Source organism: Promicromonospora noduliphila (assembly GCF_056951025.1).
Genome location: NZ_CM167806.1, coordinates 4612392 through 4627223, shown reverse-complemented (window position 1 = coordinate 4627223; position 14832 = coordinate 4612392). Strand labels below are relative to the sequence as shown.

Annotated in this window: 18 protein-coding genes, 2 tRNA genes and 1 pseudogene; 16 read left to right on the top strand and 5 right to left on the bottom strand. The window is 71.7% G+C overall.

Going from position 1 to position 14832, the window contains the following annotated elements; genetic code table 11:
* Nucleotides 1–52 precede the first annotated feature (52 nt).
* From proB to AC0QU1_RS20280, 10 genes are all read left to right on the top strand, one after another.
* Nucleotides 53–1270 (top strand): glutamate 5-kinase, encoded by a 1218-nt coding sequence (gene proB, locus AC0QU1_RS20325; RefSeq protein WP_483571926.1) that lies wholly within the window; start codon nt 53–55, stop codon nt 1268–1270.
* Nucleotides 1271–1337: 67 nt separating this feature from the next.
* Complete coding sequence (locus tag AC0QU1_RS20320; protein WP_483571924.1) at nt 1338–2681, top strand: glutamate-5-semialdehyde dehydrogenase; 1344 nt, start codon at nt 1338–1340, stop codon at nt 2679–2681.
* Between the two features lie 126 nt (nt 2682–2807).
* On the top strand, nt 2808–2960 hold the full coding sequence (locus AC0QU1_RS20315) for a hypothetical protein (protein ID WP_483571922.1): 153 nt from the start codon (nt 2808–2810) through the stop codon (nt 2958–2960).
* 19 nt (nt 2961–2979) lie between these two features.
* A complete protein-coding gene (gene nadD / locus AC0QU1_RS20310; protein ID WP_483571920.1) occupies nt 2980–3594 on the top strand; it encodes a nicotinate-nucleotide adenylyltransferase in 615 nt (204 codons plus the stop codon).
* Nucleotides 3595–3610: 16 nt separating this feature from the next.
* A complete protein-coding gene (locus tag AC0QU1_RS20305; protein WP_483571918.1) occupies nt 3611–4708 on the top strand; it encodes a hypothetical protein in 1098 nt (365 codons plus the stop codon).
* Nucleotides 4705–5142 carry a ribosome silencing factor gene (rsfS, locus tag AC0QU1_RS20300; RefSeq protein WP_483571916.1) on the top strand — a complete coding sequence of 146 codons (438 nt, stop codon included), beginning with the start codon at nt 4705–4707 and terminating at the stop codon, nt 5140–5142. Before AC0QU1_RS20305 ends, rsfS begins: the two co-directional genes overlap by 4 nt.
* The gene (locus AC0QU1_RS20295; RefSeq protein ID WP_483571914.1) at nt 5139–5807 is read left to right on the top strand and encodes a histidine phosphatase family protein; all 669 of its coding nucleotides are present in this window, start codon (nt 5139–5141) and stop codon (nt 5805–5807) included. The genes rsfS and AC0QU1_RS20295 overlap by 4 nt, the downstream gene beginning before the upstream one ends.
* 120 nt (nt 5808–5927) lie before the next feature.
* Nucleotides 5928–6003, top strand: a tRNA-Ala gene (locus AC0QU1_RS20290).
* Between the two features lie 204 nt (nt 6004–6207).
* A complete protein-coding gene (locus AC0QU1_RS20285) occupies nt 6208–6507 on the top strand; it encodes a hypothetical protein (protein WP_483571912.1) in 300 nt (99 codons plus the stop codon).
* A gap of 187 nt (nt 6508–6694) precedes the next feature.
* Entirely contained in the window at nt 6695–7069 is a 375-nt protein-coding gene (locus AC0QU1_RS20280) for a hypothetical protein (RefSeq protein WP_483571910.1), read from the top strand.
* Nucleotides 7070–7445: 376 nt separating this feature from the next.
* Here the strand turns inward: AC0QU1_RS20280 and AC0QU1_RS20275 are convergent, their stop codons facing one another.
* Nucleotides 7446–8285 carry an SDR family oxidoreductase gene (locus AC0QU1_RS20275; protein ID WP_483571908.1) on the bottom strand — a complete coding sequence of 280 codons (840 nt, stop codon included), beginning with the start codon at nt 8283–8285 and terminating at the stop codon, nt 7446–7448.
* Between the two features lie 156 nt (nt 8286–8441).
* Between AC0QU1_RS20275 and AC0QU1_RS20270 the strand changes: the two genes are divergently transcribed.
* Nucleotides 8442–9335: a helix-turn-helix domain-containing protein gene (locus AC0QU1_RS20270; RefSeq protein ID WP_483571906.1), complete on the top strand. Its 894-nt coding sequence runs from the start codon at nt 8442–8444 to the stop codon at nt 9333–9335.
* A gap of 40 nt (nt 9336–9375) precedes the next feature.
* Here the strand turns inward: AC0QU1_RS20270 and AC0QU1_RS20265 are convergent, their stop codons facing one another.
* Complete coding sequence (locus AC0QU1_RS20265; protein WP_483571904.1) at nt 9376–10029, bottom strand: TetR/AcrR family transcriptional regulator; 654 nt, start codon at nt 10027–10029, stop codon at nt 9376–9378.
* 91 nt (nt 10030–10120) lie between these two features.
* On the opposite strand from AC0QU1_RS20265, the gene AC0QU1_RS20260 reads away from it, so the two are divergent.
* Nucleotides 10121–11014 (top strand): NmrA family NAD(P)-binding protein, encoded by an 894-nt coding sequence (locus tag AC0QU1_RS20260; protein ID WP_483571902.1) that lies wholly within the window; start codon nt 10121–10123, stop codon nt 11012–11014.
* Nucleotides 11015–11024: 10 nt separating this feature from the next.
* Here AC0QU1_RS20260 and AC0QU1_RS20255 read toward each other — a convergent pair whose 3' ends face one another.
* Nucleotides 11025–11369, bottom strand: a complete 345-nt coding sequence (locus AC0QU1_RS20255; RefSeq protein WP_483571901.1) for a winged helix-turn-helix transcriptional regulator — start codon at nt 11367–11369, stop codon at nt 11025–11027.
* Between the two features lie 114 nt (nt 11370–11483).
* Between AC0QU1_RS20255 and AC0QU1_RS20250 the strand changes: the two genes are divergently transcribed.
* The 4 genes from AC0QU1_RS20250 to AC0QU1_RS20235 all read left to right on the top strand — a co-directional run bounded on the left by AC0QU1_RS20250 (nt 11484) and on the right by AC0QU1_RS20235 (nt 13894).
* The gene (locus AC0QU1_RS20250; protein ID WP_483616287.1) at nt 11484–12365 is read left to right on the top strand and encodes an NAD(P)H-dependent oxidoreductase; all 882 of its coding nucleotides are present in this window, start codon (nt 11484–11486) and stop codon (nt 12363–12365) included.
* 66 nt (nt 12366–12431) lie between these two features.
* Nucleotides 12432–13058 carry a superoxide dismutase gene (locus AC0QU1_RS20245; RefSeq protein ID WP_483571898.1) on the top strand — a complete coding sequence of 209 codons (627 nt, stop codon included), beginning with the start codon at nt 12432–12434 and terminating at the stop codon, nt 13056–13058.
* A 106-nt stretch (nt 13059–13164) separates the two neighbouring features.
* Nucleotides 13165–13237, top strand: a tRNA-Ala gene (locus AC0QU1_RS20240).
* 30 nt (nt 13238–13267) lie between these two features.
* A complete protein-coding gene (locus AC0QU1_RS20235) occupies nt 13268–13894 on the top strand; it encodes a GyrI-like domain-containing protein (protein WP_483571897.1) in 627 nt (208 codons plus the stop codon).
* A 35-nt stretch (nt 13895–13929) separates the two neighbouring features.
* Here AC0QU1_RS20235 and AC0QU1_RS20230 read toward each other — a convergent pair whose 3' ends face one another.
* Nucleotides 13930–14115, bottom strand: coding sequence for a hypothetical protein (locus tag AC0QU1_RS20230; RefSeq protein WP_483571895.1), 186 nt, complete (start codon nt 14113–14115; stop codon nt 13930–13932).
* Between the two features lie 154 nt (nt 14116–14269).
* Nucleotides 14270–14809 (bottom strand): annotated as a pseudogene (locus AC0QU1_RS20225) (LysR family transcriptional regulator); the annotation flags it as partial.
* Between the last annotated feature and the right edge of the window lie 23 nt (nt 14810–14832).

Here is a 14832-nt window from a genome sequence, read left to right as displayed (position 1 = left end):
GGAGCGTGAAATGACCGCGCGCTCCCGGCGGCCCTCCGGGGAGGATGAGGGCGTGAACTCCCTCGGCCCTTCGGACAGCCCCCACGACGTTCGAGCCCTCCAGGACGTCGAGGCGAGCCGCCGCGCCCGGTCCGCCATCGCCACCGCCCGGCGCGTCGTGGTGAAGATCGGCTCGTCGTCCCTGACCGGGCCGGACGGGCACCTCGACGTCGGGGCGCTGCGCGGGGTCGTCGAGGTCCTCGCCGCCCGGCAGGCCGCCGGCGCCCAGGTCGTGCTGGTCACGTCGGGTGCGGTGTCGGCGGGTATCGGCCCGCTCGGGCTCGGCACGCGGCCGCGCGACCTCGCCACCATGCAGGCCGCCGCGTCCGTCGGCCAGGGGCAGCTCGTGGGCCGGTACCAGGAGGAGTTCGCGGCGTTCGGCCTCCAGATCGGGCAGATCCTGCTCACCGCCGAGGACACCGTCCGCCGCGCCCGCTACCGCAACGCGCAGCGGTCGCTGGAGCGCCTGCTCGCGCTGGGCGTCGTGCCGGTGATCAACGAGAACGACGCCGTGACCACCGACGAGCTCAAGTTCGGCGACAACGACCGCCTCGCCGCGCTCGTGTCCCACCTCGTGCGCGCGGACGCCCTGCTGCTCCTGACCGACGTCGACGGCCTGCACGACGCCCCGCCGTCGCGCCCCGGTGCCCGCCGCATCCCGCTGGTCCGCGACCTGGCGGACGTGGCGGGCGTCGAGGTGACCGCACGCGGCAGCGCCGTCGGCACGGGCGGCATGGTCACCAAGCTGGAGTCGGTGCGGATCGCCACCGGCTCCGGCGTTCCCGCCGTCCTCACGCTGACCGCCAACGCGGCCGCCGCGCTCGCGGGGGACGACGTCGGCACGTTCTTCGCCGCGACCGGGCGCCGCACGTCCGCGCGGCGGCTCTGGATCGCGCACGCGGCCCGCACGCAGGGCCGCCTCCACCTGGACGACGGCGCCGCGCGCGCCGTGCTCGGCGGGCGCGCCTCGCTGCTGCCCGCCGGGATCACCCGGGCGGAGGGCCAGTTCGACGCCGGCGACCCTGTCGAGCTCGTCGCGCCGGACGGCACGGTGGTCGCCCGGGGGCTCGTCGCCTTCGACGCGAGCGACCTGCCCGCGCTGCTGGGCCGCTCCACGTTCGCCCTGCGCGAGGAGCTGGGGGAGGGGTACGACCGCGTGGTCGTGCACCGCGACGACCTGGTGCTCGACCGGCCGATCAGCTCGCCGGCGGCGGCGCGGCGGAACGGGTAGCCGGCGCACGGCGTCCGCACCACGGATTGTTCTCCGCAACCGCCCCCGTCCGACGTACTCTCGACGCATGACGATCGTGAGCCAGTACAGCGTGACATCCGGCGGGGGCGAGACAGCGGGAGCGACCACGCCGCCGTCGGGCACCGCTGACGTCACCGCGGCGGTGCACGACGGCGCCCGACGCGCCAAGGTCGCGGCGCGCGCCCTGGCCACGGCGAACCGGATGACCAAGGACGCCGCCCTCGGCGCCGTCGCCGACGCCCTCGTGGCGGCGGCGGACCGGATCGTGGCGGCGAACGCGCAGGACCTGGAGCGGGGCCGCGCCGGCGGGATGTCCGACGGCCTGCTGGACCGGCTCGCCCTCACCCCCGAGCGCATCGCGCAGATCGCCGGCGCGCTGCGGGACGTCGCCGCCCTGCCCGACCCCGTGGGCGAGGTGGTGCGCGGGCAGACCCTGCCGAACGGCCTGCGCCTGCGCCAGATCCGGGTCCCGATGGGCGTGGTCGGCATGATCTACGAGGCCCGCCCCAACGTGACGGTCGACGCGGCGGGCCTGGCCCTGAAGTCCGGCAACGCGGTGATCCTGCGCGGCGGCAGCGCGGCGGCGGCATCGAACGCGGTGATCGTCGCGGTGATGCGGGAGGCGCTCCAGGCGCGCGGCCTGCCCGCCGACCTGGTCCAATCGATCGACGCCTACGGCCGCGAGGGCGGCGTGGCGCTCATGCGGGCCCGCGGCCTGGTGGACGTGCTGATCCCGCGCGGCGGCGCCGACCTCATCCAGACCGTCGTGCGCGAGTCCCTGGTGCCGGTGATCGAGACGGGTGTCGGCAACGTGCACGTCTACGTGGACGCGACGGCCGACGTCGACATGGCCGTCGCCATCGTGATGAACGCCAAGACCCAGCGCGTCGGGGTGTGCAACGCGGCGGAGACGCTGCTCGTGCACGAGGACGCCGCCGCGGCGTTCCTCCCGGCGGCGCTCACCGCCCTGGCCGACGCCGGCGTGGTGCTGCACGGCGATCCGGCCGCCCTGTCCTTTGCCCCCGAGGGAGCGACCGTGCTTCCCGCAACGGACGAGGACTGGGCAACGGAGTACCTGGCGCTGGAGCTCGGCGTGCGGGTCGTGCCGTCGCTGGACGCGGCGATCGAGCACATCCGTACGTGGTCCTCCGGGCACACCGAGGCGATCGTGACGCGCGACATCGCGGCGGCCGACCGGTTCGTCGCGGAGGTGGACTCCGCTGCCGTGATGGTCAACGCGTCGACCCGGTTCACCGACGGCGGCGAGCTGGGCCTGGGTGCCGAGATCGGCATCTCCACGCAAAAGCTGCATGCGCGTGGCCCCATGGGGCTGACCGAGCTCACGACCACCAAGTGGGTGGTCACGGGCGACGGCCACATCAAGCCGTGAGCGCTGCCTGGCGTCCCGGAGACCTCCGCAGGATCTCCTTGCGACCCAGTGCCGCGATGCGCCCGCCGCAATTCGTCCGTGAGAGACTAAAGCCCACCTGAGCATGTCCGACTGGGAGGAACCCCCGTGCTGCACAACGCCGTCCTGGCCGCCGAGGCCGCCTCGGAGCAGGCCAACGAGCCGATCGCGCCGATCGTCATGGGCCTGATCGCCTTCGGTGCGCTCGTGGCGGCGCTGCTCGTCACGTACGCGTTCCGCAACGTCGGCAACCGGCACTGACCCGCCTCGCCTCCACCGCATGAGTGCCCCCGCCGGGAACAGGCCGCGCATCGGAGTGATGGGCGGTACGTTCGACCCCATCCACCACGGCCACCTCGTGGCCGCGAGCGAGGCGGTGGCGCAGCTCGGGCTGGACGAGGTCGTCTTCGTCCCGACGGGCCGGCCGGGGTTCAAGCAGAAGCAGCGGGTCACGCCGGCGGAGCACCGTTATCTCATGACGGTGATCGCGACGGCGTCGAACCCGCGGTTCACGGTGAGCCGCGTCGACATCGACCGGGCGGGCCTCACCTACACGGTGGACACCCTCCGGGACCTGCGTGCGCAGCGCCCGGAGGCGGACCTCTACTTCATCTCGGGAGCCGACGCCATCCAGCAGATTCTCCGGTGGAAGGATGCCGAGAAGCTGTGGGACATGGCACACTTCGTCGCTGTCACACGGCCAGGGCACATGCTCACCGTGGACGGGCTTCCTCGGGACGGCGTGACAACGCTCGAGGTCCCTGCGCTAGCTATCTCCTCGACCGACTGTCGACGTCGGGCGCAGGAGGGGTTGCCGGTCTGGTATCTGGTGCCTGACGGCGTGGTCCAGTACATCGCCAAGCACGGACTGTATCGAGGTCTTCACGATGAGTGACAACAAAGGTCGTCCCATGACGCGCCGCGAGATCCGCGAGCGTGAGGCTGCCGCAGCGGCCGCCGCCGCAGGCGGTGGCGCGTACCCGCCGCAGGGTGGGCAGCCGCAGCAGTCGCACCGCGGCGCGCCCGCGCCAGAGGGCGGCTGGTCGCCGACCCCGCCGGTCGCCCGGCCCCCGCAGGCGACGGGCGGCTCGCGCGGCGTGGACGCGACCGGCCGGCTCACGCCGGTGCAGCAGCCCGGCGGCAACCCGCCGCCGTCGCCGTTCGGCCCTGGGGGCGGTCAGAGCCGACCGGGCGCCCCGTCCGGCCCCGGCGGCCACAGCGCTCCTCCCGGTGCACCCGGCGGGCCCGGCGGCCAGGGCGGGCCGCCGAGCCCGTTCGGCTCCCGTTCGTCGGGCGCGCCCGTGCCGCCGGCTCCTCAGCAGGGCCGGTCCGGACGGTTCGCCCCGCCCAGCGCGCCCCAGGCGCCCGGCGCTCCCGGCCGTTCGGGCGATCCCGGCCAGACGTCCCAGTGGGGCGCCGCCGCGCCCGCCCCGGCCCAGCAGCCGCCCTCGCCGTTCGGCACCCGTTCGGGTGCCCCGAGCGCGCCGGGCGGCATCGGCCAGCAGCGTCCGGGTGCGCCCAGCCGTCCGGTCGGCGGCGCACCGAGCGGCGCGGCCTCCGCCGCGAGCGCGCCGGCGCTGCCGTGGGAGGCCGGCACGCAGGCGGCCCCGCAGTCGCTGCCCCCGGGGGGCGCGTCCGCGGCCCCGGGTTCCCCGTTCCCCGGGCGTCCCGGAGCCGCCGGCCCCGGTGGTCCGGGTGGTCCCGGCGGCCCCGGCGCGGGTCCGGGCCAGCTCGGCGGGCCCGGCCAGTTCGGTGCCGGACCGGTCGCCCCGTCCCGTGCCTCCCGCCGCGAGGCGGAGGAGGAGTGGGACGAGGAGGAGGACGAGGGCCCGCAGTACACCTGGCTGCACTACATCATCCTGGTGGTGGTCGCGTTCGTGCTGGGCCTCCTGATCTGGAAGCTCGTGCTCGAGGGCGACAGCGCCGGGTTCAACTCGGACCAGGCGGCGGCCCTGCTGGGCACGCTGCCCGGTGCGCTACCCCGCATCGTGGGAGGAGGTGCCGCATGACGGCAACGGCCCGCGCCACGGAGCTCGCGATCGTCGCCGCGCGGGCGGCGAGCGACGTCAAGGCGCAGGAGATCATCGCGCTCGACGTGAGCGAGCAGCTCGTGCTCACCGACGTCTTCCTCATCGCGTCCGGTGCCAGCGAGCGGCAGGTGTCCGCGATCGTGGACGCCGTCGAGGAGGCGCTCTTCAAGGAGGGCGTCAAGCCCATCCGCCGGGAGGGCAAGTCCGAGGCACGCTGGGTGCTGATCGACTTCGGCGACATCGTCGTGCACGTGCAGCACGCCGAGGACCGCATGTACTACGCGCTCGAGCGCCTGTGGAAGGACTGCCCGCCCATCCAGCTCCCCGAGGACGCACGGGGTGGCGGCGACACCGCCGAGTACCGGGACCCCGACGACGGCGCCATCCACCTCGCCGGGGACACGCGCCTGTGACCGCGGGGACCGTCGTGCTGCTGCGCCACGCGCGCACGGCGTACAACGCGGGCCTGCGGCTGCAGGGCCAGATCGACATCCCGCTCGACGAGGTGGGCCGCTGGCAGGCCGAGCAGGGCGCGACGGCCCTGGCGGCATCGCACAAGGCATCGCTCGTGGTGTCCAGCGACCTGCAGAGAGCCAGGGACACGGCCGCAGCGTACGCGCGGCACGTGGGCCTGGAGGTCGTGACCGAGGCCGGGCTGCGTGAGCGCTCGTTCGGCGGCTGGGAGGGCATGACCGACGCCGAGATCGCCGAACGCTGGCCGCAGGAGCACGCCGTCTGGCGCGGGGGCGGGGAGCCGCCGGCGGAGGCCGGCGTAGAGTCCCGGACCACCGTCGCGCTGCGCATGGCGGAGAGCGTGCTGCGGCACGCGGACACCCTGGGCAAGGGAGAGACGCTCGTCGTGGTCTCGCACGGTTCGGCGATCACGCTGGCGATCACCCGGCTGCTGGGCCTGGACCCGGTGACGTGGCGCGGGCTGCACGGCCTGCACAACGTGCACTGGTCGCACCTGCATGCGTCCGCGCCGACGGCGACGCCCGCCTGGCGTCTCGTCGCGCACAACGTCGGCGCCGGGTATCCCCTCGATACCTGGCAGTCCGGCCCGGAGGCCAGGCCCTGAGGGTCGCCGGCGTGACGTCACCGGCGTGACGGAGCGCACCCGGTTTTGATTTGGTCCTTGGCGCCGGTCTGCATAGACTAGCGACGCTCGCCCGGCCGGATGGCTGGGGGAGACCAGTTCGGGGCTGTGGCGCAGCTGGTAGCGCACCTGCATGGCATGCAGGGGGTCGGGGGTTCGAGTCCCCCCAGCTCCACCAATACCCGTTTGCTCCAACTTTCGACCATAGAAACGTCGGAAGGGTGGAGGAAGCGGGTTTTGTGTTTTCTGACCTCTGTTCGGCGTGATGCCGTCCCAAGGTGGGCTGGAACGGCCGGTGTGGCGCCTTCGACCGTAGGTATGTGCTCGGGCGCCTGTGGAGCCGCTGCGATGCCGTCCGGCTGATCTACCCGGCACCTACGCCGTGGCGCACATCGTCAATGCAGCGGACCACTGGCTGGTGGCCCGGCGGCCGGCTGGCCTGTTCACGGCACGCACCGAACTGGGGGAGGGCATCGGGCTGGCCATGCAGTTCGACGGCAGACCCGAGGCCGCCATGATCACGGCTGCACACTTCGTTGTCCGTCCGGTCGGCTCGCCCATGGCCGCCCGTCTGGCCGATCTGATAGCCGACTGGCGCAACGAGAGCTACGCGCGCACCGATGAGCTCGATGCGGTACTAGTCCGTAGTGGTGATACGTACCGCGTTCGGCTGGACGACTGAATCGCTGCCCAAGCTTCGCCGGCCTGTAGTTCATATTGTCGCAACAGGCGCAAGATCACCCTATGTGCGTCTGGCGCCCAAAACAGTGATGTCGGTAGATTTACCGCATCTTACTGGTCGACAAGAAGGCTCCTGCACCTAGCACTCTAAACTTCCGAGCCAGGTCCCTAGTTGAAACGAGTCAACCATGGCAATGAAGCAGGAAGAGAGCACCTATCGCTCGACCCTTGATATTGGATCCCTTCGTCAGCTGCTGCGCGCAGCTCTTGGCAGGAAGGTCGAGATCAGCCCGGTCGAGTTCGATGCCCTGGACGTCCCGTCAGACGTTGCGATTCTCGCCGAGAAGAACTCCATGTTCGGCGCTAACTCGGCAATCCACATCTACATCGACAACGAAGGCGACCACCGCAAGATTACGTTGGTGGCGCTCGGCAGCGGGGTCGGTGACTACCTCATGGCCGGGGTGAGGGGCAGCATCAAGCTCTCAGGCGGCCGAGAGATGGTCTCCCAGGTCGTGGAGGCGCTTCGGCGAGAAGACTCCTCGCTGCAAGAAGTCCAGTAGGGCCGATGCCAGGCAGGTCGCTAGGTCCGGGCGATGCGATGGTGACTCTGGATCCGTGCACCTGCCTGGCAGCAGCGCATCAACCGGTCGGTTTAGTGCCGATTTCGCTCGTTAGCAGATGGAGGTCGTTCGTCATGGCGGAAGTTCCAGAAGTCAGGATTAAGGAAGTTGTCCGAGGGCTCATCCTCTCGGCGGGACTGGTCACTAACGTCGCGCAGGCAGATATCACCACGGCCGCAGCAAGAATTGCACGCGAGTATGGTCAATCGTCGAGTCGTGAAGTTGAGGCGCAGATCGCGCGACACTTGCGGAACCAGGGATAGAACTACCGGTGCCTTCCTCGGCGGCGCCGCCCAGCTTTTGTGCACCCGCGGGATCAGGCGCTCTCGGTGTGCGCGGTGGCGGCCGACGCCGCACGCCACGGGATGCTCTCGCGGTCGATGCGCTCGGTGACAGCAGCGCGGCGGTCGAGGGCATCCTGGCCGACGGGCAGATGCAGGGGGAGCGTCGCTCCCGATGCGACCCGGTAGATGAGGGCGGCACCCTTGACGGGATCGCCGAGCTGAGTGTGGTTCGCCTGGCGGGCCCAGTCGAGCGTGTCATGGGCCGGTGTGCCGTCGTAGTCCGGAACGCGGTTCGCGGGGAGCTGCACCGAGGAGGCATCGAGGAAGTCGGTGCGGAACACCCCGGGCTCCACGACCATGCTCTGGATCCCGAAGGGGGCCAGCTCGGCGGCGAGGGCCTCGCTGATCCCGGCGACGGCGAACTTGGAGGCGGAGTACATGCTCACGCCGGGCTCGCCCTCGAAACCCGAGCGGGAACCGATATGGACGAGCTTCCCGCTCCCGGCGGCTCGCATGGCAGGCAGTACGGCACGGGTGGTGTTGATCAGGCCGAACACGTTCACGTCGAACAGCGAGCGGGCTTCGGCGTCGACGATCTCCTCGAGTGCACCGAGCAGCGCACGACCGGCGTTGTTGACGAGCACGTCGATCCCGCCGAACTGCTCGATGGTGCTGCCGACAGCCGACCTGATCTGCTCCTGGTCGGTCACGTCGAGCCGGACCGGCAGAGCGCCAGGGTGCTCGCGGACGTCGTCGGGCAGGCTTCCGGGGCGCCGCACGGCCAGGGCGACCTGCTCACCTCCGGCGAGGGCAGCACGGGCGATCTCAAGACCGAGGCCGCGGGCAGCTCCGGTGATCATCCAGACAGACATGGGTTGGGTTTCCTTCCACTGGGCACATGCGCCGCCGTACGCGACCTCTTCATCGTCGAAAGGCATGACGAACATGGAGAAGGCCCGGTGTTTCCTGGGACAGATTGGGCACCCCTCCCGCCGTCACGCCGCCGCGACACCTGGGAGACTGGAGACATGCCCGAGCACCCGGAACCCCGCCTGGCGGAATTCCTCCGTGCGGCACGAGGTCGTCTGACACCCGAGCGTGCCGGCATCTCCGAGGGGGCCGGGCGCCGCCGGGTCGAAGGGCTGCGGCGGGAGGAGCTCGCCATGCTGGCGGGCGTGAGCGTTGACTACTACACCCGCCTGGAACAGGGACGCAGCAAGAGCGCGTCACCGGAGGTCCTCGACGCGATCGCCGGAGCGCTCCAGCTCGACGATGCGGAGCGCATGCATCTGCACGCCATCGCCAGGCACCGGCCGGCCCGTGCCCGATCTGACAAGCCGCAGCGGATACATCCGGAGACACGAGCACTCCTGGAGGTGTTCGAAGCCGCGCTGCGACCGGCCTTCGTCCTCGGCCGGCGCCTGGATGTGCTGGCGCACAACCGCCTCGCCGGCTTGCTCATCGCCGACTTCGAGGGCATGCCCGCGCTCGAGCGCAACCAGGCCAGGTTCGTCTTCCTCGACCCGCACGCGCGAGACCTGTACGCCGACTGGGACCAGGTCGCCGCCGACACCGCCGCGATGCTGCGCATGGACGCAGGGGACCACCCCGATGATCCGGCGCTCGGCCGCCTGGTCGGCGAGCTGGCGATCCACAGCGCCGAGTTCCGGCGCCTCTGGGCACGCAACCGCGTCCACCGACGCAGCGTCGGCACCAAGCGCTACCACCATCCGCTCGTCGGCGACCTCACCGTCAACTACCAGGCGCTCTCGCCCGGAGACGACCCCGAACAGACAGTGTTCGTCTACCGCACCGAGCCGGGAACCACTTCGGAGCACGCGCTGCGGCTTCTCGCGTCGGCGCCGGCCGCGAGCCGAACGGCCCTTCGAGCGGCTCCTGCGCGATCGCCACGCCCTGAGTGAGTGCTGGGGCGCACCGCGAAGGTCGGGGAGGGCCCTCGCGTCAGGCGGGCCCGTCGGACAGGGCCGGCAGAGCCGCCGCGACGTGCCGCCGGATCGCGTCCAGGTCGACGTGCTCGGGCGGGCCCTCCGCCTCCGGCATCTGCTCGACCGCCGGCTCGACGCCGAGCAGCGTGCGGAACACCCGAGGCAGCACCGTGCGGCCGAACAGGTCCTGCGCCAGCGCCACGCCGTCGTCGGCCGCCAAACCGTACCGCTCGGTCAGGTACGCGCCGAGCCGCGCGCCCGCGCTACCGAGGGTGGCCTCGAAGTAGGCGTTCGAGCTGCCGGGCAGGCGTTCCGCGACGGCGATGCACAGCCGGGTGGTCTGCACCTGGCGCTCCCACGTCATGAGCTGCTGGAGCCGCCCGCAGAACTGCGCGACGGCCTCCGGCGGGTCCTCCGCGTAGGCGTCCGGGGTCTTCAGCTTGTTCAGGTGTAGCTCGCTCACCAGGTCAAGGACCGCGCCGAGCAGAGCCTCCTTGTTCGCGAAGTGCGCGTACAGCGAGCGCTTGGACGTTCCGGCGCGGGCTGCCACCGCGTCCATGGACGTCCGCTCGTACCCGGTCTCCAAGAACACGTCCTTGGCCACGAACAGCATGTGGCGGCGCAGTTCGGCACCGCGCTTCTGGGGCTGCTGGTCGGTCTGTTTCGGCAAGCTGCTTCTCCTGAAGTAAACGGTACGGTAGAGTTTACTTGTCCGCGACGCTCAGCGCCACGTCCGGCGCATCACGTCATAGGGAGAGCTCATGATCGTCATCACCGCCCCCACCGGGAACATCGGGCACCAGGTCCTCGACAACGTCCTGCGCGGCGACCAGCCGGTCCGGGTCGTCGTTCGTGACCCGGGCAGGCTGCCCGACCGCGTACGGGACCGGGTCGAGGTCGTCCAAGGATCGCACGGTGACGCCGAGGTGATCGGCCGCGCGCTCGACGGCGCCGACACGTTGTTCTGGCTGCTGCCGAGCGGCCGGCCCGCCTCCGGCGTCGACGAGGCGTACCTCGACTTCACCCGTCCGGCGGCCGAGGCCATCCGCAGCGCGGGCGTCCAGCGCGTCGTGGACGTCAGCGCACTGGGCCGCAACACCGCCCACGCGGAGAAGGCAGGGCACGTGACGGCATCGTTGGCCATGGACGACCTGATCGCGGGCACCGGCGTGGCGTTCCGCGCCTTGACCATGCCCAGCTTCATGGACAACATGCTCCGGAACGTCAGGACCCTCACCGAACAGGGCACCTGGTTCGACATCCTGCCGCCGGACCTGCCCCTGCCCGTTGTCGCCACCCGCGACATCGCGTCCGTCGCCGCCCGGTACCTGCTCGACGACACCTGGACCGGCCAGGCCGAGGTGCCGGTGCTCGGCCCTGAGGACCTGTCCCAGGACGACATGGCCGCGATCGTCTCCGAGGTGCTCGGCATCACCGTGCGCTACCAGCAGATTCCCGACCAGGCGTTCAAGGACGCGCTCACGGGGCGCGGGATGTCCGACGGCATGGCTCAAGGACTGCTGGACATGATGACGGCCAAGGCCAACGGCCTCGACGCCGGCGTCGTCCGGACACCGCAGCACGCGATCGACGCCCCGACCACGTTCCGGCAGTGGTGCGAGGACACGCTCGCACCCGCGGTGCGCGCCGCCTGAGGGCGACGCCTCAGCCCGCCGACCCGGGGTACGCGTTGCCCCACGCGTCGAGCCAGCCGACCACCTGGTCCAGCGACCGCCCCAGGGTGGTCAGCGAGTACTCGACGCGGGGCGGCACCTCGGCGTAGACCACGCGTTCCACGATGCCGTCGGCCTCCAGGTCGCGGAGCACCCGCGTCAGCGTGCGCGGCGTGACCGTGCCGAGCCGCCGCTGCAGCTCGCCGAACCGGTGGGTGCGTTCGAGCAGGTACTTGACCACGCTCAGCTTCCATGCCCCGCCCAGCACGGCCATCGACACCTCGACGGGGCAGACCTCCATGGCCCGCTGCACGGGCGCGCGCGTCGTCGTCACCATGAGACCCATGGTATCCAGACCGTCAGTATGCGTCAGCAATGTGCGTACTTGTACCAGACGTAGCGAGGCTTCTAGCGTGAGGTGAGTACCGCCCCGCCGTCGGAGGAGAAGCACATGCGCGCGCTGGTCGTCATCGCCCATCCGAGCCCTCGTTCGCTCACCGCGGCGCTCGCCCGGGTGGCGTGCTCGGCGCTCGCGGAAGCCGGGTACACCGTGGAGACGTCCGACCTGTACGCCATGGGCTGGGATCCGGCGCTGCGCCTGAAGGACTACGGCGAGGCGGCGGACGACGTCGTCGGGACAGCGGACCGTCGCGCGGTTGCGGGCGGCGGCAAGGTGGCGGACGACGGCGCGGCGCGCGGCCGCGCCGTCGTGCCCGGCCGGACCGTGACGCTCCTGTCGAAGCACGCCTACGAGGCCGGGGAGCTCGCCCCCGAGATCGTCGCGGAGCAGGACAAGGTGCGCCGGGCCGACCTGCTCGTCCTGCTGTTCCCGATGTGGTGGCACGGCATGCCGGCCATCCTGAAGGGCTGGTTCGACCGGGTGTTCCTCAACGGGTTCGCGTTCGGCCTCAAGAACGAGGCGGGCGTACCGCGTAAGTACGGCGACGGCGGTCTGGCCGGACGGCGCGTGCTCGCCGTCATCACGGCCGGTGACCGCGGCAGCTCGTTCGGCCCGCGCGGCCTGAACGGCGACCTGGAGGAGCTGTTCTTCCCGTTCCTGCACGGGACCGCCTGGTACACGGGCATGCAGCCCCTGCGCCCGCACCTGGTCTCCGGCGTCGACCGGCCGGACTGGGACCTGTTCGACGACGAGGTGCGGCGCCTGCGCGACCGGATCGCCGGTCTGGGCGCCGAGGAGCCGATGCGTTACCGCGCGCTGTCCGACGGCGACTACGGGCGCGACCGGGAGCTGCGCGCCGACGTGCTGCCGGGCCAGAGCGGGCTGAGCATCCACGAGGAGCGCTGTGTCGACCGTCACCGTCTCGCCTCCTGAGGCCTCGTTGACCTGAACCGCGGTTGAGGTTCTAGCGTCGGAAGCATTCGACGAGAGGACGCGGAAATGCCCGTCTACACCCTGCCTGACCTGCCCTACGACTACGCGGCGCTCGAACCGCACATCAGCGGGCGGATCATGGAGCTGCACCACGACAAGCACCACGCCACGTACGTCGCCGGCGCGAACGCCGCGCTCGACGCGCTGGCCCAGGCCCGCGAGAGCGGCGACCTGGCCGCGGTGAACCTGCACGAGAAGAACCTCGCGTTCAACCTGGGCGGGCACACCAACCACACGGTGTTCTGGCACAACCTCTCGCCCGACGGCGGCGGCGAGCCGGACGGCGAGCTCGCCGCAGCGATCGTCGACCAGTTCGGCAGCTTCGCGGCGTTCCAGGCGCACTTCGCCGCCGTGGCCACCGGGATCCAGGGCTCCGGGTGGGCGGTGCTGGGCTGGGACAGCATCGGCGGACGCCTGCTGGTGTTCCAGCTCTTCGACCAGCAGGCCAACGTGCCGCTCGGCGTCACGCCGCTGCTCATGCTCGACATGTGGGAGCACGCCTTCTACCTCGACTACCTCAACGTCAAGGCCGACTACGTCAAGGCGTTCTGGAACCTCGCCAACTGGGCCGACGTCGCAGGGCGCCTCGACCGGGCCCGCGCGACCACCGGGAGCCTCATCACGGCGGCCTGAGGGTTCGCCCTGGTGGGCGGCGTCGTGCGGCCCGTCGGCCCGCTTTGGTGAGGCGGGTCGAATCGGTCTAGACTGACGGCGCTCGCCTACCAGGGCGAACACCGACGGGGCTGTGGCGCAGCTGGTAGCGCACCTGCATGGCATGCAGGGGGTCGGGGGTTCGAGTCCCCCCAGCTCCACCGACGGGCAGGGCCACACAGAGGTGACTGATGCCGGAGAAAACTGATCTCAAGAAGAGCCTCGACGCCTACCAGGCGAAGGCGGGGCAGTTCCGGATCGTCGACGTGCCCGACCTGCAGTACCTCATGGTGGACGGGCACGGGGACCCGAACACCTCGCCCGTCTTCGCCGAGGCCGTCGAGTCCCTGTACCCGCTCGCGTACGCGCTGAAGTTCGCCAGCAAGCGAGAGCTCGGCCGCGACTACGTCGTCATGCCCCTGGAGGGGCGGTGGTGGGCGCAGGACATGGACGCGTTCACCGTGGCGCGCGACAAGTCGCGCTGGGACTGGACGCTGATGATCATGCAGCCCGACTGGATCGGCCCGGACCTGTTCGCAGCCGCCGTCGAGCAGGTCAGGGCGAAGAGCGATCCGCCGCGTCTCGACGACGTCCGCCTGGAGCCGTTGTCGGAGGGGCGGTGCGTGCAGACGCTGCACCTCGGGTCGTTCGACAGCGAGGCGGGCGTGCTCGCGCGGATGCACGACGACTTCATCCCGGTCAACGGGCTGCGCATGGTGGGCAGGCACCACGAGATCTACCTGAGCGACCTGCGCAGGGTCGCGCCGGAGAAGCAGCGGACGATCCTGCGACAGCCGGTCGGCGACGCGGCGGGGTAGGACGCTCGGCCAGGTGGGGCGGGCTTCGGCGAGGTTCAGGACGGCGCGCCCACGGCGTCGGCCAGCGCCCGGACCGCTGTTCGCGTCGCTGCGTGGACCCGCACCTCGGTCCGGTGCACGAGCCGCGGAGCGGTGAGGGCGACGATCGCGAGGCCGTCGGGCGCGTCGAGGGTCGTCGGGGCGGCGTGCAGACCGTGTCCCGCGCGGACCAGGGCGGCCACGGTGCCCGTCGAGGTGCCGCTGTAGGCGGCGCCGCGCCGCAGGCGGAGCCGGGCGGCGGGAGGCGAGGTCCGACGTCGAGCAGGCGGTGCCGGCCGTGTCGAGCCACCGCGCGTCCGCGAGGGTGGCCAGATCGAGGCCCGTCCGGCCCGCGAGCGGGTGGCCGGCCGGCAGCAGGACGCCGATCGGCGCCTCCGCGACCACCCGTACGACCAGGTCCGGGGCGGATCCGGGCAGCGGGTCGCCCGGCGCGGCGACGCCGTCGACGATCGCGACGTCCGCGCGCCCGGACGTGAGGGCGGCGGCCACGGTGTCGGCGTCGGCCACGACGACGGCGGCGAGCCGTCCGGCCGGCGGGACGAGGTGCTCCGTGGCCGCCGTGACGGCCACCGCCACCGGGGTGTCCTCGTCGCGCCCGGTCACGCGGGCGACCGCGGCGCGGGCGGCCTGCTCGTGGGCCAGGATCTGCCGGGCGTGCCGGAGGAACTCGCGGCCCGCCGCCGTCGGGGCGACGGTCGGTCGCCGGGTGAGCAGCGGGGTGCCCGCCGTCCGCTCGAGGCCGGCGACGTGCTGGGAGACGGCGGACTGGGTGAAGCCCAGCGCGGCGGCGGCGCGGGAGAACGAGCCGGTGTCGGCGACGGTGGTCAGGCTGAGCAGGGCGCGGGTGTCCACGGCGTCAGTATCCACCGGGAGCATCAGAAATCCTGATCGTCGCATCG